This is a genomic window from Vibrio sp. 10N.286.45.E10 (genome assembly GCF_002874195.2).
Lineage (GTDB): Bacteria > Pseudomonadota > Gammaproteobacteria > Enterobacterales > Vibrionaceae > Vibrio > Vibrio crassostreae.
Window position 1 is genome coordinate 1426961 of the sequence record NZ_MCWD02000002.1, and the last position, 21304, is coordinate 1448264.

Here is a 21304-nt window from a genome sequence, read left to right on the forward strand (position 1 = left end):
AAGCTTTTTTCGTACGCCATTTTTGAACACTTACTTACTGTGATTGGTATAAATATCCTCGTAGAGGACATGGCGCTAACATTTTGCGCTGTGTTTCTCGTTTTCTCCCGCCTTGTTCTCTAGCCTTTTCCCACGCTATTTCTGAGCACTTACTGTAAGTGGCATCACTCGTGATGTCGTCGTAGAAAGTTTTTTTTTGCTTGCTGTCCAATAGGGCCTTTGCCGCAATCATAATGTACTAATGAGTAAGACCATGAAGAACGTTTCTAATGCAAAAATAGTGTAGGGCGCTTGCCTAAGAGTATCGATTTACTGAATATAAAAAGATTTTCTATCGGCATATTGAACTGGCATTGGCCTGTTTTGCTTGTTCCTAATATTTTAGTTGTTCATCCACTTTTTCTAATGCAGTCGGTAAAACTCAAACATGAGAAAAGCCAAATATCTCAGATGCTGCAATGGGTTTATTTGTAAGAAGGCAATGGGCAACAGACATGACGCTGGTCAGGTTTAGCTTGATCGCTATTATCATAGTAAAAAAGCCTAGCTCAAGAGCTAGGCTGATGTTTTTAATACAAAATTGGTGTATTGCCACAGGTATACCCTTTTATTGATGTTGAATGAAAAATCACTCAGAACATCAATTAGGCAATGGAAAGCTCTTCTTGTTTCACCGCTGCTTTACCAAGGTGAACGGTTACATTGCCGCCTAGCATGGTAGCGTGGACATGAATATCTTTAACTTCTTGTTTATCTACGCTTAGTACGTCTTTATCCAAGATAGCCAAGTCGGCCAATTTACCGACTTCGATAGATCCTTTCATGTTCTCATGACCCATTAAGTACGCGGCACCTAATGTCACTGCGTGAAGTGCTTCCTCTGCGTTCAAACATTCATCTTCGCCGTACACGTTGTCCGAGAATATACACTGGCGGTTCATGGCTCCCCACATCATAAACAATGGATTAACTTGCGTCACACCGTCATCACAGTGAATTGAGAAAGGCACGCCTTTTTTCACTGAACTCTTAAATGGATTTAAGCGTTTTACTAGCTCAGGGCCCACTGTTTGTTCTGCGTGTACATCGCCCCATACCGGTATATGAGTACCAAATAGGTTATGGCAAATTCCGATTGCTTTCATACGATCCATTTGCGCATCTGTTACCATTTGATTGTGCTCTAAGCAATGGCGTGCATTTGGCATTGGCGTGTCTACTTGTAAGCGTTCAATGATGTTAATGAGCTTCTCGGTGGTGCCATTGCCGTTACAATGAAACGAGATGTTGTAACCGGCTTGGTGGAAAGGTAAACATTCTGCAAAAATGGTTTCTTCATCTTTGATAAGTGAACAACTCGGTTTGCCGTTATAGTAAGGAGCATCATCAAGAAGATTGGCGGTGAAGCCTTGAATTGAACCATCAGTACTGACAAATTTCACGCTAGAAATACTAAGACGATCGTTATCCGATGCTTTCATATCTAGCACTTCACTGGTAGAGAAGTTACTCACCAATGGGTAAGCTGTTATGCGTAATTTAAACGCCGGATTTTGGCTTAGCGCCTGATAAAGCGGCCATGGGTTAGTTGGCAATCCCATACCACAATCGGAAACCGAGGTAACGCCTAACGAATGCGCGATATTGGCGTAATCTATTAGCGTTTTCCCTATCGCTGCAGGATCAGTACCGTAGTTAAAAGCACCTTGGTTTAAGGCACGATATAGATCAGGTAGCTCTGCAATGTAACCAGTTAAGCGGCCATTTTCACGCATGACAAATTCAGGGTTATCTTCGAGGCTGTAGCCAACTTGTTCAAGCGCCATTGAGTTAAAGCTCGCTAAGTGACAACTGGCATGCATAAAGAATACGGGTGAATCATCAATCACTGAATCGATAAAATCACGATTAACCACTGAGCCATCGGTCATCAAAAGTGGGTCTAAGCCCCATAGATTTAACCACTCGCCAGTTTTCCCTGCGGCATCATGTTTTGCTTTAAGTTCTTTAAGCAAAGCTTTTAAAGTGTCTTCAGTGCAACACCCTTTTAGTAATTTACCTTCAGCACCAAGGCGATCATATTGACCGCCATATTCGAACATACCGGTAAACAGCGCAGCCATCAGTGGGTGCATGTGTGCTTCAATAAACCCAGGAACAATGGTTTTACCTTTGAACTCTTCATTTAGTGTGTGCGCGATAGACTCATTAGCAAGAAAGGTTTCGGCTTGATCTTGGGTGCCAACAAAAAGGATTTTTCCATCTTGTACGACGATGGCTGAAGCCTTAGGTTGTTCCTTATTGACAGTAACAAAGTTACCCGTATATAAAACAGCTTCTTTATTGGCTTCTAGACCCGGATTTAAAAATGGTTGAGTTGTCATTATGTGCTCCACATTACTTAGTGTAGGGGGTAATCAAAATCAATTACCCACTTACTTTGCACATCGGCCACTTTTGGGTCGAGACTTTATAAGTCAATTTAAATTATAAAAAGTAATATTGACGAATCGAGTAGTGATGAAGATAAAAGTTGACTTAAAACAATGAGTTAAACTTATCCTGACGGTTGTGTAAAATTAAAAAGCAGCACCACTAGTGGCACTGCTTATCTATTTTGAATTAATTTTCACAAATTAATACTGGACGAAAGCTAAGCTTCAGCTGTTTGCTTAGCTTCAACCTCTGATGTTTGGTGCACTTGAATATCTCCACCTAGCATAGTGGCGTGCACTTTAATCTCTTTGACTGCCATTTTATCAACGGTTAATGGGTTTTGATCAAGAATGGCTAGATCTGCCAACTTACCCACTTCGATAGAGCCAATCATATCTTCTTGCTCCATCAAATAAGCAGCACCCATCGTCACCGCGTGCAATGCTTGCTCTGCAGTTAGACGCTCTTCTTCTCCGTAGACGTTACCAGAGAAAACACATTGGCGGTTCATTGCCCCCCACATCATGAATAGTGGGTTTACTTGTGTTACCACATCATCACAGTGAATAGAGAAAGGAATACCTTTCTTCACCGATGTTTGGAATGGGTTCATTGTTTTAACGCGCTCTGGACCAACAGTTTGTGTGGCATGAACATCGCCCCAAAATGGAATATGTGTGCCAAACAAGTTATGTAGCACGCCTAACTTCTTCATGCGATCCATCTGCGCTGGCGTTACCATTTGGTTGTGCTCTAGACAGTGACGAACGTTTGGTTGTGGGCACTCTGCTTGCATTTTTTCTATTAAGTCTAGTAACTTAGTTGTACAACCTTCACCATTACAGTGGAAAGAGATGCTGTAACCTAGTTTGTGAGCATAGAAGACGTCAGTCCACATTTTCTCATCGTCAAATTGGAAGTGACCATTTGCTTTGCCGTTATAGTACTTCTCGCCTTCTTCCAATACCGCTGTAAAGCCTTGAATAGAGCCATCAGTGTTTAGGTATTTTGTTTTTGTTGCAAATAGACGATCGTTACTTTGTGCTTTAAAGCCAGCTAGCTCTTCTTCACTAAAGTTTGGGACTAGTGGGTAAGCGGCTAGGCGCGAGCGGAATGCTGGCATTGTCGATAGCGCTTGGTATAGCGGGAATGGGTTATGAGGTAAGCCCATACCGCAATCAGACATCGTCGTTACGCCAAGACGGCTGGTGCTGTCTGCATATGAAATCATCGCTGCAACGGCATCTTCTGCTGTACCTAAGTTAAAACCACCCACTTTTACAGCACGTAAGATATCTGGCATTTCTGCGATTTCACCTGTTAGGCGACCATCCTTGCGAAATACAAATGCTTCATTATCTTCAAGGCTAAAGCCTGCTTTTTCAATTGCAGCACTGTTAAAAGCCGCTACGTGACAAGATGCGTGCATCACCATCAACGGCGAATCTGAGCAGATTGCATCTAAGAAGTCACGGTCAATAACCACCTCTTCGGTCATTAGAAGTGGGTCTAGCCCCCACATATCAAGCCACTCGCCTTGTTTGCCTGCTGCGTTATGAGCATCAACAAAGATTTGCATCTTATTGCTCAATTCTTGCTTGGTTAGGCTTGCACTTAATACTTCGCCGCCACCTGCACTGCGTTCAATTTGCCCCACATAACCAAAGCGTGCTGTAAATAATGCAGCTCCTAGCGGGTGCATATGCGCTTCGATAAAACCAGGAACAATGGTTTTACCATTGAATTCGTCATTCAGCGAGAAAGCAATCGATTCGTTAGCAAGGAAAGTTTCTGCTTGATCAACAGTACCAACAAAAAGAATTTTACCACTTTGTACCACGATTGCTGATGCACTTGGTTGTTGTTCATTGACGGTAATGAAATTGCCAGTATAAAGGACAGCTTCGTCGTTGTAGCTCAGACCCGGTTTAAGTTGTGATTGTGTTGTCATTATATGCTCCACATTGGTGTAGGGTTTAATCAAAGTTAACTGCCAGCTCACTTTGCCCCTATGCCCATTCGTGGTCGAGAATTAAGAAATGAAATAAAGATCGGGAAAATGAATAGAAATAATGAAAAATAGTGGCTATCAAAATAAATATAAAATGAAGCCCGCTAGCTACTATAATGATCATTTATATCAATAGGTTAAGTGGTGTTAAGAATTTGGCGCATCATCTGTATTTACTGTTGCTCTCGCAGAGCGGGGCGATTAAAGAGTTATTTTTTAGTATTAAGTTTATTCAACAAACGATTGGCTAGGGGGCTATTTCATCTTTGTGCGAGTAGCACTGCCTTGAAGTTATAAAAAAAACTCAATCGCAACTGATACTTCAAGAGATAAATGACATCATAAGTCTAAATTCAATTTGCTAGTGCTGCTAGTGCTGCTAGTGCTGCTAGTGCTGCTAGGGCGGAGGTCCCTTAATGGCTGTTTATGGGTTGGGTCGTGTGACCATAATTATTAGCAAAGTCTGTTGAGGTTTCATCGAGTAGGGACGTGCTGATTTTTGGTGGTCGTGTGAGACTGGCGGATGCGTGGTGTTCTAAGTAACACAGGTTTTGGCGAATGTTACTGGTCTGTTCAAGTTAAAAGGCAGTTTATTGTTGCCAATCTGACCCAATTTATTTCGACAAAACATGAATATACAACGGATAAGTTCCGTATTGGCTTTTTTTAAGGTGCTATCTAAAGGGGGGCTATAAAATTATTTATTTGTAAGAGAGAGGAGTCAAGAGGGCTTGGAGCGTGCAGCGGGAATCGAACCCGCATCATCAGCTTGGAAGGCTGAGGTAATAGCCATTATACGATGCACGCACATCGTCTTAACGAGTTTGATAATGCCACATCTAACTGAAAACGAAACCTTTTTCTTTCATTTTTATTCTAAGTGCTCGCATAACCACCACACCGCTAGTTTTTCAATCATGTTCGGCGTTTTCAGAGTGAATAAAATGTGACTAAACTCTCGTTAAACGGAGGGCGAGAAACAATGGAAAATCCCCCGCTATTTCTGTGACAAATTCGGTTTGATTTATAAACCAGTTTGTTGGTGTTAGCTTGTCATAAAACCCATACAAATTAAGGAATTTGGAGTGTTAACATAAACTGATTTTTAATCGTGTTTTGGCGTCCATTAATAACAATCTGAATGCATAAATTTAACTTATTAGTCGGTCAAAACATTCAGTAAACTAATCCCAAATGAGTAGAGTTATAGAGACTTCTAAGCCTTTGCAGAAAAAAGTAACGAGTTCAGTTGATAATTTACGCAAAAGTCTCGTCATTCCGTCTATCGTTTGGTACATTTGCCGCACATTTTGTCTCCCCTAAAATACCCATGCCTTCTCAGTTCCGAATTAACAAAATTGTTGAAATTGGTGACACTCTTCACCGCAGTGGCTGTGCTCCTTACAAGCTAGAGAAATACACTCAATTCTATGCAAAAAAGCATGGTGTTGACGTGATGATCCAAGCAACGCCAACTGCGATTAACTATCAATTTCCAGACGATAACAACGCCGTTATTCTTAAGCGTCTAAAGCCTGCGTCAATTAACCTGAGTTTGTTGGCCAATACGATCATTCGTATTAACCAACCGAGCAGTGAGCCTGTACCAGAGCCTGTCGGTTACTCTAAATTTGTGACTGCACTAGCCAATATGGGGATTCCGCCTGCGTATTTGATGCTGGTGGGCAGTACGTTGGAAGCTGTGGGCTTTTCTGCGTTATTGGGTTTGATGGTTTGGGTCTGTCAGCAAGTTCTTCATTCACGTCGCGCTATCGCGGTTGAGTTTATCTCTGCATTGTTAACGGGTATCTTTGTGGCGTTTCTGGCAAGTACAGGGTTGCCGATTCCGGTGTGGGCGTTGTGTATCGCCTCGATCGTTTTGTTTGTACCAGGGTTATCCATAGCCAACGCATTAGAGTGTTTGGCGTTTAACGATCTCGTCTCTGGTACTAGTTTACTAGGGCAGAGTGCGTTAACGCTGATCAAGCTGTTTGTTGGGATTATCATGGGTCTCAATATTGGTGAAGCAATATGGGGACAAGCGGTCTCCATCGACTATACCAATGCGGTACCGATGTGGATGCACATATCAGGCTTGGTGTTGATCTCAGTATCTATCGGTGTGATGTTCAATGCGCGCCCTAAAGACATCTTGCTTGGCTTGCCAGTTGCGGTTCTTGGCATGTGGGGGCCGTTTTACCTCGGTTTTGATAGTGGTTGGGTTGTGGGTACTTGGGTAACCACGGTTCTTATTACTCTGTACGGAACTTGGATTGCCAAGAAGATGGAGCTCACAGGCTCTATTTATATCGTGCAAGGGATCATCATTTTGGTTCCGGGTAGCCGAGTATTAGTGAGTGCCAGCCAGTCGGTGTTTGAACAATCTATTTTGCCTATTCCAAGTATTGGTTTGTCGGCGTTATTCATGTTCTCTGCAATTGTGGCAGGGCAAATCACCGCTTACTCGATTTATTCGCCAAAAGTCGAACGTTAATCGGTTCCGCTTCCTAGGCCTTTAAACAAACACAGCTTAATGGCTGTGTTTGTTCGTTTTAGGTGCTGTTCTTTTCAACGTTAAGTTACGCTACCGAAAATTGGTTCGATTTGTGCTCGCTAAGCCTAACAAGAGTCATTAAAATGGGGACAAATTCTATTTAAATGAAGTATTAACGTATGTCTTTACCTCCTTGTCCGCAATGCCAATCTGAATATGTCTACCCAGACCAAAACAACCTGATCTGCCCTGAGTGTGCCTATGAATGGAATCCAGAAGAAGAGCGTTTAGAAAGAGAAGCCGCGCGTGTTAAGGACGTAAATGGCGTTGTATTGGAAAGTGGCGATAAAGTTACCTTCATTAAAGATCTAAAAATCAAAGGCAGTTCTTCTGTACTGAAAATCGGCACTAAAGCAGTAATCAGACGAATCAATGAAGGCAAAGATCACCAGTTAGATTGCAAGCTTGATGGTGGCGGTGAAATGCTTGTTACGGCGAAGTACGTTAAGAAGCAATAGCGGCCAATGGTATTGATCTATCATTGCCGTTCAATAATTCTGACTGGGACATTGTCGTAAATCTTCAATAGGTTTAAGTCGCTTCTTGGCATACTGGTTAGCCCATTAAACAATATTAATTGCCTGAGAATTAAGATGATTAGAGAGTACAACCCAAATGATATTGAAGCTGTTTTAGATATTTGGTTAACCGCCTCGATAAAGGCCCATGACTTTGTGGCTCCTGAGTTTTGGGAGTCGCAAGTGGCCAATATGCGTGACCTATATATTCCGGCATCAACAACTTACGTGTATCAAGTAGACGGTGAGGTTCGTGGCTTTTATTCGCTTTATGAAGGGATCTTAGCGGCGATCTTTGTCAGTACAGAACATCAAGGCAGTGGTATTGGTAAGCAACTTATCCAACACGCTAAGCTTGAATGTCTGAACTTGTCATTGAATGTGTATAAAGAGAACCAAGCGACGATTCAATTCTACTTGTCCCAAGGATTCTCTATTGTGAATGAACAAGTTGATGAACATACAGGGCATCAAGAATACACCATGCACTTAGCTTAGGTTTGATAGCTCAACCCGAAAGAGCAGTAACTAGGAATCGAAACTATATGGACATGGTCAAAGCTGATATTTCGTACTCAAGTGCCTTTCATCATTATGTGAATGCTTGCTCTGAGGATGGGTTAGTTATTTACACCGGTATTTCTGACAGTAGTGATGCGTATTTAAAAAGGCGAGTCGCTTATTCAAAAGGTGAGAAACTTCCAGAAGGTTGGACGCCTGCTTCTACGTATTTTTGTATCGACTCTGGTCAAATCCTTGGTGTGATAAGAGTTCGTCATGGTACCAGTGAATACATTCATAACGTTATCGGACACATAGGCTACGAGACTTTGCCACAAGCGAGAGGGCAAGGTATCGCAAGTCATATGTTGTCTTGGGTTCAACGTCACGTACTGACCGAAAACGCTATTATTACCTGCGAGTACGGCAATATTGCTTCGCAAAAAGTAATTGAGAAGTGTGGCGGGCAGTTCTTAAATACCTTTTACTCAGAGCAAGATAAACACGAAGTTCTACGCTTTCAACTAAACCCTAAATGAACACTGAAGCATGGCACCTTCCTCATTCTCACTTACTTGTCGTGAGCGAGCTTTTTGGAAATGAAGCCGCTGTTGTTTCTATTCATTGGTTATAGTTCATTGATTATTGTTGGAGATATTTTGAAGTATTCGACAAGACCCGCTCAGTCATCAGATTATGAATTTCTGTTCGAGCTAAAAAAGGCGGCTGAATTTGAGCCAATCAAAGCTGTTTTTGGCTGGGATGAGCAAATTCAACGAGATATACACGCCGAAGAGTGGGTAGAAGAACGGCCTGAAATCATTGAATATCAGGGTAAAGCGATTGGCAGTGTGTTGTTGCAAGACAAAGGTGATAACTTCTACTTTTGCCGATTCTTTCTACTGCCTGAATATCATGGCAAAGGTATTGGCAGCCAAGTTTTAACGGATTGCTTAGCTCAAGCAGCCAAACTCAATAAGCCTGTAGAGTTGTGTTATTTACAAGGTAATCGAGTTGGGGAGTTGTATTTAAGGTTTGGCTTCGAAATCACCTCGCAAAACGATCAGTTTGTCTATATGTGGCGTGAATAGTTTGTAATAATTGAGATTAACTCATTCCTTTAGCCTGTATCTCCATCAGATAGTTGCCTTCATCTGCCAACAGAGGACGTGTAAATATGAGAACTGTCAGCTGAATTATAAAATAATGCTAACTATATCAAGATTTTATCAATCTTTGTTTTCGGTCTGGATTTTTAATGATAGGGTCGCCGAATAATTATATTGATAAGAATAAAGGCTTTATATGAAACATTTTCTGCCAATGGCTTTGGTAGCTAGCTTAACGGGTTGTATGACGTTACCTCATAATGCGTCGAATACTCTATCTGCTCCTCATGGAGATGGAGCTATTGGTATTACTACGAAGATCATTAAGGTTGGTAGTGTTTATCCGTGTGATACTTTTTCGATTCTAATGTACGAAAAGATTGGTGATGAACTCGCTCAAGAACCGGAGACGTTGAGAATGACAGTCTACGAAGATCTAGAGTACGTATTGTTTGATAATATCAAGCCAGGTAGTTACGTTGTTAAAGAAGCACGCTGCAATGTTCCAAGAGGGATCGTTGTAGACGGATATAAACGTTACCACTCTATCGAAATGTCGAGTGAGTACATGGTTAAACCCAACACATTGACTTTAACTGATGACCTAATCTTTGCTGCTCAGGAAACTGAGAAGGACTTTTATTTCACAGTTGAATCAAGTGAAGAAATTTCCATTTACCTTGAGGGTCTGCTTGCGGTATCAGATACTATCGGTGAAGGGTGGAATATAGAAACTCCTAAGAGTCAGCAGCTCTAATCGTTCGTTGGCTCTAAAGTATTAGCTGCCTTAAAACTGGTTAACTTAGCTGGAAATTGTAAATAAACTCAATGGAACACTGTATCATTGAGTTTATTAGTTTTAGCTTCTATTTAAGACTTAACCGCCAATAGTGCTCCGAACGTCACTAAGCCAAATCCACACGCTTGATTAAGCCTTTTCTTTGCTCTCAATAGATGCTTTTGCAATGTATTCGAAGTAAACAGCATAGCGACAATTCCAAACCATAAGCCGTGAAGAACGATCATGTAAAGTCCATAGCCGAGTGCGACATGCTGGTTTTCTGCATCAGGTGAGATGATTTGGCTGAAGATGCTCAAGAAGAACAACATGGTTTTTGGGTTGAGCACGTTACATAAAAAGCCTTGGGCTAAATAGCGCCAAACATTGGTGCTTTGTTTTGCATCTTCCATCGGTGCAAGCTTGTTGTCCGCACTCAAGATACCTTTTAGCCCTAGATAAATAAGGTAGGCTGCACCTGTGTATCTGATCATGTCAAACAGCTGCTCATTCTGTGAGATTAAGTAACTGATCCCAAGCATTGAATAACTGATGTGAACACAAATCGCTAAACTCACACCTATTGCAGTCCAAATCCCTGCTTGTCTTCCTTGATTGACACTGTTTTTCAAAACTAAAACGAAATCAGCTCCTGGACTAATAACAATCAATAGTCCCAATACTGCTAGGCTTAACCACTCCATAATGACTCCAACTCTTTATATTTGATGAGCGAGTATTGTATGGTTTTTTATTGCTGCCTATAATCGAAATGAACTCCACCTATCTGTGAGAAAAAATCACACATGAGACATTTGAAAGCATTTCATATTTTCCACATAGCAGCGCATTCGAGCAGTTACAGTGATGCGGCGGATAAACTCAATATCACACATGGCGCAGTGAGTAAGCAGATCAAGGTATTGGAAAATCACTTATCTCACGCCTTGTTCTATAAACAGGGCAGGAATGTGTGTCTCACCAAAGAGGGGGAATTACTCAAAGGTTACACAGAGCAAGCGTTCCAAGCCTTGGAAACTGGAGTCCACAAGCTTAATCAGCTGAATCATCACGCGTTGGAGGTTTCATGCGAACCCACATTGACCATGCGTTGGTTAATGCCTCGACTCGGTGATTTCTATAACGAATCCGGAATTGATGTCCGATTGTCTACCGCAGGTGGACCTGTGACATTAGGCGCAACTGGATTAGATATGGCCATTCGCCGAGACGACTTCAACGTAATCGAGCATTATAAACAGATTCCGTTAGTTGAAGAGTGGGTTGGCCCTGTGTTCTCGCCTGATTACTGGCAACAGGTCAAAGACAAGTTAGCCGATGTAAAATTACTGCACAGCAGCACGCGACCAAACGCTTGGAGCCACTGGGCATCCATCACCAAAGATAGTGAATTTGATAGCCGAATGGTGCCGCAAGCTATTTCAAACCAAACCTTTGCACACTTCTATTTTTGCTTTCAAGCGGCCGTTGATGGGTTAGGAGCGGCTCTTGGCTCTTATCCATTGGTGGTTGATGATTTGAATAGAGGCAACTTAATCGCACCGTTCGGCTTTGTGCCTTCCGGTCATCAGTACATATTGCTCACACAAGATGACAAGCAAGATGAACCAGAAAGCCCGTTTGTGGTTTGGCTAAAGAATGAGTTGTCACAGTGTGTTCCAACCTTATAGGAACGACAGTCTCCGACCTAGAAGTGTGCTTGTCTTATGTCAGACTTTAGTTCGTTATTGTGGGAATCACTCAATCGGCAAAGACAAGACACCACCATTGAGTTCTACTTGGTTTAGCCATTCTGTTGGAATCGCTCCGTCTTCTTCATAGAAGCAAGCCGCTAATACCGCGCCAATCACGATCGCACGACCGCAGCTATCACCGCCACATAAGATGTTATCTCGAATAGCTTGTTTAAAGCTCTGAGCACCCGCAATGATGCGAATTAGTAGTGGGAACGCGGCGCTCAATTCACAATGCAATCCAAATTTCTTTGCAGCCTCAGTGATTGAAAGTTCAGGTTCTGCTAATGCTTCATCGATTTGATCGTGTATAAACTTGCTGCAGGTTTGTCTTACCATTTCTACCGACTGAAGCGGAGAGTTACCCTGTATCGCGGCTTGAATTAATAGAGTGATTGCCTGCGCCCATTCCACGGCTTTGTCGTTGTTGTTGGTGACTCGCACCGCACTCTCTACCATCGCGGGTAAGGTGTGTGAGGTATAAGTACATGCCACTAATGGAATGATCTTTGAGACTGCGGGAAGTTGTGTATCGTCTGCGCCACACGCAGCAATAGAGGCGTCCTCTAGTTCTAATTGATGGATGTTCAACAAGCTCATACGCGTTGCTTTATCAATGTAGCCTTGCCAACTACCACCAAAATCAAACCAGAAACGGAAATGTTTGATGTAACTCGCTTCATCGTATTCTTTATTGTCGACTAAGCTGTCGACCATCGCCAAGAGCTGAGCACCGTATTGCGATTGTTCACCTGCGGTTTTACCTTGGTGCGCAAAGTAGCCCTTGTCTTGGTAATCGAACTGATTCGGTGAGCGAAACTCTGGTTCAAAACCCGCCACGTGTAAGATCCTCTCTTGGTCATACAACCAATGCAGCCCCATGGAAGCGGCGTCTCCAACCAATGCGCCAACAACGGCGTAAAAAGCTCTTTCTTTATGATTGTCCATACTGAGTGAAGTCCTTGAGAAGAATCAACGTAGTTCGATACTTTAAGTATAGTGATTAGGCGAGTATTTTGCTGTGTTTCTAAGAAGAAATATGAAGAGATAAATCCTGATTAGTCAATAACTTAAACCAATCAGGTGAAATTGATAAGGGCAATGAATAGTCGGGCGAGTCGATACTTTTGATTAATGGTGTTACTGATGGTTAAGGTAGGCGCTAGAACGCTGCTCAATCACTTTGAATAGACGCGAAAGTGCAAAGCACAAAGTAAAATATACGAAGCCAACAATCAGCCAGATCTCGAAGATCAAACCGGAAGAGTTGGCCATCTCAGTACCAACAAAAGTCATCTCTTGGATGGAAATTAGAGACACAATCGAAGTGTCTTTAACCAAGGAGATCGCTTGGCCAGCCAATGGCGGTGTGATGGCCGTTAATACTTGCGGTCCAACCACAAATCGATACTTAGACAATGCAGACAAGCCAAGTGAATCGGCGGCTTCCCATTGGCCTTTAGGAATACCTTCTAAACCCGCTCGAATCACTTCCGCAATATAAGCCGAAGAGAGCAAACCAATACAAATAACACCAGATGCTAAGTTTTCCCAAAGGTTAGCTGGGCCGAACAGAAAATCTTGAACAGCGTTAATCTCGCCATTATGTTCACGTAAGATACTTTCTAAACCAAGTAATGGAATCAGTTGGTTAGAAACGAAGAAATAGAAGATGAAGACAAACACCAGTGGCGGAATATTTCGAACCAACTGGATAAAAATCAGTGCAGGCGTTCTGAAGAAAGCGATTTTGGAGTGCCTTGCGACGCCAAGTAATGTGCCAAAAGAGAGTGCTAACACCATGCTCCAGACACTCAAGCGCAGTGTGGCGATCAAGCCTTGGAAAAAGTACGGGACGTTACCTTCGGATGGCGGAATAAAAATCAGGGTAAACGCATCTTCCCAGCGCCACTGGTAGTTAATACCAACAGCAGAGCGATAATAAAGCCAGCCTGCAAACACACAAATGACAGCGAGTAACACACCATCTAAAAGAGTAAGGCGTTGATACCAAGGCTTCATATGAACGTTGGGCTTAGGTGTTGTTAATGCGCTAGTACTACTCACGTCATTCCTGTTTAAACATTAATTATTATTGGGTTGTTGCTTGGATCTAAGACGAATCAAATAAAGCGACTTAAAAAGGCTACTTAAATCGTCGATGAGAAGGCAGTGCAAACAGTGCACTGCCTTGATTTAGATTCGACAGATTAGCTCATATTAAAAAGTGAGCTCAACTTCAGATTACTGACCTTGAGCAATCTGGTCTTGCCAATCTAAAGTAGAGAACCAGTACTCGTAACGCTCTTTCAACCAACCGTCTTCAGTACGTGCTTTGATCCATTCGTTGAAGAACTCTGCCTTGTCAGTTTCACCCAGGCGAACTGCAAATGCTTCGTTACCTTTGGATAGACGCTCTTCAAATGGAATAAATAGCGTGTCTGCGTTTTTGATCGCTTCGTGTTCTGGTTTCGGGCTAGACGCGATAACCGCGTGCGCGTTGCCGTTTAACACTTCTTGGAATGCTTGAGCATCGTCATCGAACTGTAGAACTTTCGCTTTAGGGAAGGTTTCACGAGCCACTTGAACTGTGAACGCACCACGACGAGCAGCAATTTTCACGCGACGAGAATCAAAATCAGAGATCTGAGTAAAACCTTCCGCTAGCTCTTTATTAGCAGCCAGTTGAACACCAGAGTGCGAGTATGGTTCAGTGAACAGTACGCTTTTAGCTCGCGCTTCAGTAATAGACATACCGCCGATGATCACATCAAACTTCTTCGATAATAGAGAAGGGATAATGCCGTCCCATGCCGTAGGTACAAATTCGACTTTCCAACCTGAATCTTCGGCAAGGCGTTTCGCCACGTCGATTTCAAAGCCAACGAGATCGCCTTGTTTGTTACGCATCGCCCAAGGAACAAATGTCGACATACCAACGCGCAGTGAACCACGTTCGTTGATTTTATCGAGGTTAGGCGTTTCAGAAGCAAGTGCAGGCAAACTTACGGCAAGCGCAAGTAGGGCTGTAATCGCGGTTTTAAATAGCTTCATGCTGATAAATCCTTATTGTGTTCGCCAGTTAGCTCCGAGCTTATGCTCAAGCCAAGCAGCAACGGCAGAAAGTGAAAGTGTAAGAGCAAGATAAATGATCGCCACAGAGAACCAAATCTCGAATGGCATCGCGGTTTCAGAAACAATGTTTCTGGCTTCGGTTGTCAGGTCGAAAATAGCCATGACACTCACAATCGAAGAGTTTTTAATTAGAGAGATCACTTCATTGGTCAAAGGTGGCAAGGTGCGTTGCACCACCTGAGGAAGAATCACATCCCAGTAAGTATAGGTCTTTGATAATCCCAAGGATTGAGCTGCTTCAAATTGTCCTCTCGCAATACCATTTAAACCGGCACGGAATATCTCGGCGGTGTAAGCACCTTGGAAAAGTGCCAAGGCTAAAACGGCAGTGCTAAAGCGATCCAGCCCTAATACGGGGCCAAATACAAAATAGAGCAAATAAATTTGTACTAATAACGGCGTATTACGAATCAACTCAACATAGCTGGTGGCTAGGGTACGTCCAACCACAGAATTTGAGTTTCTCAATAGCGCTGTCGTTAAACCAATAATCAGCGTCGCGACCAAAGAAATCAGAGAGATATTGATGGTAACCAGTAGCCCTTCAACTAATTCAGCAGGCCACCATTCGCCATCTTCATAGAAAGCAATATAGTCTGGCACGCGCTCCCATTGCCAGCTGTATCCCATGGTTTGTGCACCAGAATCGAGAATCCAAACAACAGCAGCCACCAGTACAACAATCTGTACCAAAGCGGATAGGGCGGGTTTAATAATTCGAATCAACATCAATAAGTCAGGATCTGATTTAGGAACGCTTGAGTACGTTCATGTTGAGGGTTTTCAAAGAGCGCTTGTGGCGTATTCGATTCCACAATTTGTCCTTCATCCATGAAGATAACACGGTCGGCCACTTGTTTCGCAAAGCCCATTTCATGGGTCACACACACCATGGTGATACCTTCACTCGCCAGTTCAACCATTACATCGAGCACTTCGTTGATCATCTCCGGATCAAGCGCTGAAGTTGGTTCGTCGAACAAGAGTAATTCCGGCTTCATACATAGAGAACGGGCGATAGCCACGCGTTGTTGCTGACCGCCAGAGAGTTGCACTGGGTATTTGTTGGCTTGTTCTGCGATGTGTACACGCTCAAGATAGTGCATTGCAAGCTTCTCGGCTTCGTGTTTACTTTTTTTAAGCGTACGAATTGGGGACAAAGTTAAGTTCTCAAGCACAGTAAGATGGGGGAATAAATGAAAGTGCTGAAACACCATCCCAACTTGGCCTGGGGTGTTGAATTTGCTCGGAAGTGCTTGATCTAACACAGAAAGCTCGCCACTCTCGAAAGGTTCTAGCTGATTGATACAACGGATCAAGGTTGATTTACCCGAACCTGACGGCCCGCAAATCACCACTATTTCTCCTTGTTCAATATTTAAATCGATATCCTTTAGGGCATGAAAATCACCATACCACTTGTTAAGTGACTTAAACTTAACCATTTCCTTGAGATTGTTCAAATCGTTGTTCATACCTAGTAAAGAGACAGGTTTACCTTAACAATATAGAAATATGATTGCACATAAAATTAGGGACTTATGAGAATTTAATAGCATCTTGTAGGGCAAATAAAAAAGCAGCGCCTGATTTGGACGCTGCTTGAGGATATACGCAAGGGCAAAGAATTTGGTTCAGTTTCACGGCATAAATTTTTAGATTATGACGATTTTCCTTAGAACCTTGTTTTCCTTGCTCTAATTTTGAACGCTATTGAATCGCAGACTCTAGAATTTCACGAGTCTTCTCTGGCGTGATTGCTTGGTTTTCGCCAAGTTGCAGGTAGCCATGTGATTCAAGTTGAGCGACAACATTGTCGATCGCTGTTTCTTTGTTTGTTTCGTAGCCGTCGAACATAGTTGCAACGTCTAGGCTGTGGTAGAACGCTTCGATTGCCGCGATTGTGCGCTCGGCTAAATCTGCGCCCGCTTCTAAGCCAAATACGTTACGACCCATTTGCTCAAGCTTGCCGCGCTTCGCTTCGATTTGGTTACGAAGTAGTGAAGGTTGAACAATCGCAAGTGAGCGTGCGTGGTCGACGTGCCATAGTGCTGTGAACTCGTGGCCAATCATGTGTGTTGCCCAATCTTGAGGAACACCCGTACCAATTAGGCCGTTAAGCGCTTGGTTTGCTGTCCACATTAGGTTGGCACGCCATGCGTCGTTGTCACGCTCGTCGTATTGCTTACCCAGTACAAGTAGGTTTTTCAGCAGAGTTTCTGCGTAGCCGTCTTGAACCATCGCGTCTGTTGGCATTGTGATGTATTGCTCACATACGTGTACCCAAGCATCAACCAGACCATTCACTAATTGGCGCTCTGGTAGAGACTTCATTACATCTGGGTCCATTACTGCAAACTTAGGCTGTACCGCAGGGTTCATGAATGCCAATTTTTCTTGAGTTGCTTTACGAGTGATTACTGCACCCATGTTAGATTCAGACCCTGTAGCAGGAAGCGTCAGCACTGCGCCGATTGGCGTTGCTTCTGTTACTTGGTGTTTGCCCGCTAGGATGTCCCAACCGTCACCGTCGTATTTAGCCGCTGCAGCAACATACTTAGAACCATCGATTACCGAACCACCGCCAACAGCGATAATGAATTCTACGTTTTCTTCTTTAACAAGAGCGACGGCTTTATCTAGCGTCTCTTTGGTTGGGTTTGCTTCAACACCAGAAAACTCAATCCAAGCGTGATCTTTAAGAGATGCGACTACTTGGTCGTAAACACCATTGCTTTTGATTGAGCCGCCACCGTAGATGACAAGTACTTTCTTCGAAGTATCAACCGCTTGGCTGATAGCGTTGATTTGGCCTTGACCGAAGTGGATGACTGTAGGGTTAACATAAGTAAATTGCATTGTAGGTTCCTTGTGTAAAGCTAGATTTTTTATTCTGATGTGTTGCTCAATTTCTATATTTGCATATTAGTACAGGAATTTAGGGTGGTGAAGGCCATTTCCTACAAATTAATTGCCTATTTCTACAAACTTGTTATTCTTTTTGGGCTTTTGTGCAAATACACTCCGCACCTTGAATGGAATATCGCCAGTTATGAATACACTCGCTCAGTTAATGCAGTCTTACGTTGAACACAAAGGTTGGGATGATCTTGAAGGGATCAGAGAAACAGAAATTGACGGCGTGTGGTTATATAGAAGCAGCGGTGGCAATCAGCGTCAGCCTTTTACTTACCAATCTGGCATCATAATGCTCGGGCAAGGAAAAAAGAACATCTATATTGGCGAACGCCCAGTAACTTACGCAGCAGGTGATTACCTTGTAGTAGGTGTGCCAATGCCGTTGGAGTGTGAGGCCTTGCCTGTTAATGGCGAACCATTGCTTGGTTTATCTATCAACATTGACTCTCAACGTTTGCACAGCTTGGTAAAAAAGTTAGAAGACCAAGGCTTTCTTGAGAGTTACTGCAATAAGCACAAACAGAATTCTAGCGGCTTAGAATCCATGCCGATGGAAGAGCAAATGCTAGAAAGTTTTACTCGATTGGTGAAAATGCTGCATTGCGACATCGAAGCCAACATATTGGGTGATGCCATGGTCAGCGAAATTGTCTACCGTGCCTTAACCGGTTCAGAAGGGCGAGTGCTGTTTGATTTGGCCCATCATGACGGCCATTACGCACGTGTCGCTAAAGCACTATCTAAAGTGCATGAAGAGTATGACCAAACTATTACTGTTCAATCGCTTGCCGACGAAGCCAACATGAGTGTGTCTGCTTTCCATAATGCTTTTCGTAACGTCACTTTTGAATCACCACTGCAATACTTGAAGAAGGTTAGGCTCAACAAAGCCAAAGAACTGATCCAGTTAGAAGGCCTACGAATCAGCGATGCTGCACGCCGGGTCGGCTACTCTAGCCCATCCCAATTCAGCCGCGAGTTTAAGCGCCACTTCAATACCACCCCTAGAGCTGTTTAGTTCTTCTTTCAAAAAAGCCATGTCCCAAAAGCTATGGCGTCGATAATTCGTCTGACGCCATCTTCATTTCAGAAAACAGCACTTCTTAGTATCACAACCACCTTTCTCACCCAGTTACCCTAAACATCTCGCTTGTTTAATTATATGAGTAAATGTATCTAATCATGGGCTTTGTCAGATTATTGGCATTTGAGTATCGAACATTCTATTAACGTACTTGTATAAAATAGGCTCTTTAAAATAATTAGTTAAATAGCTTAAGAGTTTATGCAGGGTATTTTATTGATAGTTCGATGGTTCTGATAATACGGCTGTTTTATTGTGAACAACCTATCAAACAGCATCTAAATTTTTGGAATAACTCATAGAATTACCTGAGAGAGTATTCAATATTATTGAATAGTTTAAAAATTAAAGAGAATTTAGCAGTTGATAAAGCCAAATGTGACGGATATTTAGTCGTGTGATGACTAATTATTCTATAACCTGCTGATTTATAGTCACCTTAGAGTCTGACAGGTATCACGTTTACCCTAAAATAATTCACTTAACATGGCGCTACTTCAATCATTCTTTCCAATACGATTGTTCCACATAAACACGTATTACTATATTATTAAAAGGATAATTCCGATGAGTAGCGATATTATTAAAGTTTCAAGAAATACTGAAAACGCACCAAAAAATTCTGTATCTACACAAACGGTCGCTTTTTCTCATTATAATAACTTTTCAGCTCAATTACCTGTCGATCCTAAAACAGGTGAAGTTGTGATTGGTGATATTAAAGACCAAGCAGCACAATGCTTGAATAATATTAAGGCCATTGTTGAAAGCATCGACCATGTTATGGATGATGTGGTGAAGATTAATGTTTTCGTTAAGAATATTTCTGATATCGATGCTATCGATGAAGTTTACAAAAGCTTCTTCAACAATAGTCTTCCTACACGTACAGTTGTGGGCGTAGCTGCGCTACCGAATAGCGACGCTTTAGTTCAAATGGATGCGCTGATTTCAAACGGCGAAGGCACTAAACCACAAGCACCTTGCGCGCTGGTAAAGGTATCAAGAAATACAGATAACGCTCCGCATAGTGTTGTCTCTACGCAAACAGCGGCTTTCTCTCACTACAACAACCTTTCGGCTCAATTGCCTATCGATGTAAATACAGGTGAGTTGGTTTCAGGTGGTATCACAGAACAAACGACACAATGTTTAGCAAACATTAAAACGATTCTAGAGAGCATCGGTCATGTCATGAATGACGTGGTTAAAACCACTATTTACCTAAAAGATATCGAAGATGCAGAAAAGGTAAACGAAGCTTGTACTAAGTTCTTCCCAAGTTATGTTCCAGCGCGAACGGTTGTTAATGCCGCTGAACTACCAATGGGCGCTTTAATTCAAATTGATACATCCGTTTCACATGGCGACGGTACACCGCCACAACTGCCAGAAGACACTCGCTTACTGGTTATCGAAGCTAATAATACGGTTGATGCGCCATTTATGGCTTATTCGCACACAGTCGCTTTCTCTCACTACAATCATATTTCAGGTCAACTGCCTGTAGATCCGAAAACCAATGAAGTGGTTGCTGGTGGTATAAAAGAGCAAACTGAACAATGTCTTAAGAATATTAAGGCGATCATTGAAAGTGTTGAGCACAGCATGGACGATACGGTGAAAATTAATATTCAGCTTAAAGATGTTTCAGATATTGATGCGGTGAACGAAATCTACACTACGTTCTTTAATGCTGAGTTACCGGCAAGAACGGTAGTAGGGGTTTCAGAAATTCCTATGAATGCTTTAATTCAAATTGATGCTGTCGTTTCTAACTGCGAAGGCACACCTCCACAAGACGTTGTTGCTTAAACATCGTTACACACATCGATAACAGCGTTGAAATTTCGGCTCTAGTTCCTAACTTGGAATTAGAGCTGATTCAGTTTGAAGGCCTGCGATTAAGCGACAGTGTATACCGAATCAATGACTCCAATTCATCACAAGTTGGGCGCGAATGTAAGCGCCACCTCAATACATCACCACGAGCGGTGTAATGCTTCCTATCAGCAATAAAGGTTGTTAAACATGCGGCACTTCATATAGTGCAATCTTGCGCATAATTTTTGATTGACCGAGAAATCTAAATTTTATAAATACCTGTTATTGAGGTACTAAGATTCTGGAGGAGGTTCATTTGCTCGATTTGTTAAAGAAAGTGGTGCTTATCAATTTGATGGCTGCAATGGTCGTTTATGTGCTGTCGCAGTTTTTTCCTTTCTTTGCTTCTACTCGACTCGTCGACTTCTTATTTTTTGTCGTTATTGTCATTTGGATATTGGCAAAACTTCTGTGGGAGGGAGGCGTTCATAGTAAAACAACGCGCTTAGATGATCCTATTACAGACAAAGTTTACAAAATGGTCGACGGGCACGATTTTGCTAAAGACCAACAAGAACACTATCGAATGAATTATCAAACGGGCTTAGTGTTATTCATTGCTGGCTTACCGGCGTTTATTGCGTGTTTTGTTCTGCAATTCTTTTAAGTACGGGTAAGAGG

19 protein-coding genes and 1 tRNA gene are annotated in these 21304 nt (G+C 42.5%); 10 read left to right on the top strand and 10 right to left on the bottom strand.

The genetic code is table 11. The features are described from left to right. Nucleotides 1-644: 644 nt before the first annotated feature. The 3 genes from BCU34_RS19270 to BCU34_RS19280 all read right to left on the bottom strand — a co-directional run bounded on the left by BCU34_RS19270 (nucleotide 645) and on the right by BCU34_RS19280 (nucleotide 5254). Nucleotides 645-2384: an amidohydrolase gene (locus BCU34_RS19270; protein WP_102479192.1), complete on the bottom strand. Its 1740-nt coding sequence runs from the start codon at nucleotides 2382-2384 to the stop codon at nucleotides 645-647. A gap of 269 nt (nucleotides 2385-2653) precedes the next feature. After that, entirely contained in the window at nucleotides 2654-4387 is a 1734-nt protein-coding gene (locus BCU34_RS19275; RefSeq protein WP_102530502.1) for an amidohydrolase, read from the bottom strand. A gap of 792 nt (nucleotides 4388-5179) precedes the next feature. Then, nucleotides 5180-5254 (bottom strand) — tRNA-Gly (locus BCU34_RS19280). Between the two features lie 523 nt (nucleotides 5255-5777). Between BCU34_RS19280 and BCU34_RS19285 the strand changes: the two genes are divergently transcribed. The 6 genes from BCU34_RS19285 (at nucleotide 5778) to BCU34_RS19310 (ending at nucleotide 9886) form a co-directional block, all read left to right on the top strand. Continuing rightward, a complete protein-coding gene (locus BCU34_RS19285) occupies nucleotides 5778-6941 on the top strand; it encodes a threonine/serine exporter family protein (RefSeq protein WP_004731486.1) in 1164 nt (387 codons plus the stop codon). Between the two features lie 179 nt (nucleotides 6942-7120). Continuing rightward, nucleotides 7121-7459 (top strand): zinc ribbon domain-containing protein YjdM, encoded by a 339-nt coding sequence (locus tag BCU34_RS19290; protein WP_004731484.1) that lies wholly within the window; start codon nucleotides 7121-7123, stop codon nucleotides 7457-7459. A gap of 135 nt (nucleotides 7460-7594) precedes the next feature. Continuing rightward, a complete protein-coding gene (locus BCU34_RS19295; protein WP_102433401.1) occupies nucleotides 7595-8017 on the top strand; it encodes an N-acetyltransferase in 423 nt (140 codons plus the stop codon). A gap of 47 nt (nucleotides 8018-8064) precedes the next feature. Continuing rightward, entirely contained in the window at nucleotides 8065-8559 is a 495-nt protein-coding gene (locus BCU34_RS19300; protein ID WP_102478473.1) for a GNAT family N-acetyltransferase, read from the top strand. Between the two features lie 120 nt (nucleotides 8560-8679). Then, nucleotides 8680-9111 carry a GNAT family N-acetyltransferase gene (locus tag BCU34_RS19305; RefSeq protein WP_102433408.1) on the top strand — a complete coding sequence of 144 codons (432 nt, stop codon included), beginning with the start codon at nucleotides 8680-8682 and terminating at the stop codon, nucleotides 9109-9111. Between the two features lie 214 nt (nucleotides 9112-9325). Then, nucleotides 9326-9886 (top strand): hypothetical protein, encoded by a 561-nt coding sequence (locus BCU34_RS19310; RefSeq protein ID WP_102478474.1) that lies wholly within the window; start codon nucleotides 9326-9328, stop codon nucleotides 9884-9886. Nucleotides 9887-9999: 113 nt separating this feature from the next. Here the strand turns inward: BCU34_RS19310 and BCU34_RS19315 are convergent, their stop codons facing one another. Next, complete coding sequence (locus BCU34_RS19315) at nucleotides 10000-10611, bottom strand: LysE family translocator (RefSeq protein ID WP_102433399.1); 612 nt, start codon at nucleotides 10609-10611, stop codon at nucleotides 10000-10002. 102 nt (nucleotides 10612-10713) lie between these two features. Here BCU34_RS19315 and BCU34_RS19320 point away from each other — a divergent pair, with 102 nt between their 5' ends. Next, nucleotides 10714-11598 carry a LysR family transcriptional regulator gene (locus BCU34_RS19320; RefSeq protein ID WP_102478475.1) on the top strand — a complete coding sequence of 295 codons (885 nt, stop codon included), beginning with the start codon at nucleotides 10714-10716 and terminating at the stop codon, nucleotides 11596-11598. 66 nt (nucleotides 11599-11664) lie between these two features. On the opposite strand, the gene BCU34_RS19325 is transcribed toward BCU34_RS19320, so the two are convergent. The 6 genes from BCU34_RS19325 to BCU34_RS19350 form a co-directional block, all read right to left on the bottom strand. Continuing rightward, on the bottom strand, nucleotides 11665-12609 hold the full coding sequence (locus tag BCU34_RS19325) for an ADP-ribosylglycohydrolase family protein (RefSeq protein WP_102478476.1): 945 nt from the start codon (nucleotides 12607-12609) through the stop codon (nucleotides 11665-11667). A gap of 192 nt (nucleotides 12610-12801) precedes the next feature. Next, nucleotides 12802-13728 carry an amino acid ABC transporter permease gene (locus tag BCU34_RS19330; RefSeq protein ID WP_102478477.1) on the bottom strand — a complete coding sequence of 309 codons (927 nt, stop codon included), beginning with the start codon at nucleotides 13726-13728 and terminating at the stop codon, nucleotides 12802-12804. A gap of 177 nt (nucleotides 13729-13905) precedes the next feature. Next, a complete protein-coding gene (locus BCU34_RS19335; protein WP_017093706.1) occupies nucleotides 13906-14715 on the bottom strand; it encodes a transporter substrate-binding domain-containing protein in 810 nt (269 codons plus the stop codon). Between the two features lie 12 nt (nucleotides 14716-14727). After that, on the bottom strand, nucleotides 14728-15525 hold the full coding sequence (locus tag BCU34_RS19340) for an amino acid ABC transporter permease (RefSeq protein ID WP_009845515.1): 798 nt from the start codon (nucleotides 15523-15525) through the stop codon (nucleotides 14728-14730). Next, nucleotides 15525-16271 carry an amino acid ABC transporter ATP-binding protein gene (locus BCU34_RS19345; protein ID WP_048662590.1) on the bottom strand — a complete coding sequence of 249 codons (747 nt, stop codon included), beginning with the start codon at nucleotides 16269-16271 and terminating at the stop codon, nucleotides 15525-15527. Before BCU34_RS19345 ends, BCU34_RS19340 begins: the two co-directional genes overlap by 1 nt. A 235-nt stretch (nucleotides 16272-16506) precedes the next feature. Beyond that, nucleotides 16507-17655: an iron-containing alcohol dehydrogenase gene (locus BCU34_RS19350; RefSeq protein WP_102478478.1), complete on the bottom strand. Its 1149-nt coding sequence runs from the start codon at nucleotides 17653-17655 to the stop codon at nucleotides 16507-16509. A gap of 193 nt (nucleotides 17656-17848) precedes the next feature. Between BCU34_RS19350 and BCU34_RS19355 the strand changes: the two genes are divergently transcribed. The 3 genes from BCU34_RS19355 to BCU34_RS19365 all read left to right on the top strand — a co-directional run bounded on the left by BCU34_RS19355 (nucleotide 17849) and on the right by BCU34_RS19365 (nucleotide 21290). Further along, the gene (locus BCU34_RS19355) at nucleotides 17849-18733 is read left to right on the top strand and encodes an AraC family transcriptional regulator (protein WP_102478479.1); all 885 of its coding nucleotides are present in this window, start codon (nucleotides 17849-17851) and stop codon (nucleotides 18731-18733) included. A 633-nt stretch (nucleotides 18734-19366) separates the two neighbouring features. Then, a complete protein-coding gene (locus BCU34_RS19360) occupies nucleotides 19367-20614 on the top strand; it encodes a RidA family protein (protein ID WP_048660033.1) in 1248 nt (415 codons plus the stop codon). A 325-nt stretch (nucleotides 20615-20939) separates the two neighbouring features. Further along, complete coding sequence (locus BCU34_RS19365; RefSeq protein WP_048660034.1) at nucleotides 20940-21290, top strand: hypothetical protein; 351 nt, start codon at nucleotides 20940-20942, stop codon at nucleotides 21288-21290. Nucleotides 21291-21304: the final 14 nt, after the last annotated feature.

Bases quoted from the DNA above. Each gene is read 5' to 3' on its own strand.
- BCU34_RS19270 (WP_102479192.1), bottom strand. From the start codon at position 2,384: ATGACAACTCAACCATTTTTAAATCCGGGTCTAGAAGCCAATAAAGAA.
- BCU34_RS19275 (WP_102530502.1), bottom strand. From the start codon at position 4,387: ATGACAACACAATCACAACTTAAACCGGGTCTGAGCTACAACGACGAA.
- BCU34_RS19285 (WP_004731486.1), top strand. From the start codon at position 5,778: ATGCCTTCTCAGTTCCGAATTAACAAAATTGTTGAAATTGGTGACACT.
- BCU34_RS19290 (WP_004731484.1), top strand. From the start codon at position 7,121: ATGTCTTTACCTCCTTGTCCGCAATGCCAATCTGAATATGTCTACCCA.
- BCU34_RS19295 (WP_102433401.1), top strand. From the start codon at position 7,595: ATGATTAGAGAGTACAACCCAAATGATATTGAAGCTGTTTTAGATATT.
- BCU34_RS19300 (WP_102478473.1), top strand. From the start codon at position 8,065: ATGGACATGGTCAAAGCTGATATTTCGTACTCAAGTGCCTTTCATCAT.
- BCU34_RS19310 (WP_102478474.1), top strand. From the start codon at position 9,326: ATGAAACATTTTCTGCCAATGGCTTTGGTAGCTAGCTTAACGGGTTGT.
- BCU34_RS19315 (WP_102433399.1), bottom strand. From the start codon at position 10,611: ATGGAGTGGTTAAGCCTAGCAGTATTGGGACTATTGATTGTTATTAGT.
- BCU34_RS19320 (WP_102478475.1), top strand. From the start codon at position 10,714: ATGAGACATTTGAAAGCATTTCATATTTTCCACATAGCAGCGCATTCG.
- BCU34_RS19325 (WP_102478476.1), bottom strand. From the start codon at position 12,609: ATGGACAATCATAAAGAAAGAGCTTTTTACGCCGTTGTTGGCGCATTG.
- BCU34_RS19335 (WP_017093706.1), bottom strand. From the start codon at position 14,715: ATGAAGCTATTTAAAACCGCGATTACAGCCCTACTTGCGCTTGCCGTA.
- BCU34_RS19340 (WP_009845515.1), bottom strand. From the start codon at position 15,525: ATGTTGATTCGAATTATTAAACCCGCCCTATCCGCTTTGGTACAGATT.
- BCU34_RS19345 (WP_048662590.1), bottom strand. From the start codon at position 16,271: ATGAACAACGATTTGAACAATCTCAAGGAAATGGTTAAGTTTAAGTCA.
- BCU34_RS19350 (WP_102478478.1), bottom strand. From the start codon at position 17,655: ATGCAATTTACTTATGTTAACCCTACAGTCATCCACTTCGGTCAAGGC.
- BCU34_RS19355 (WP_102478479.1), top strand. From the start codon at position 17,849: ATGAATACACTCGCTCAGTTAATGCAGTCTTACGTTGAACACAAAGGT.
- BCU34_RS19360 (WP_048660033.1), top strand. From the start codon at position 19,367: ATGAGTAGCGATATTATTAAAGTTTCAAGAAATACTGAAAACGCACCA.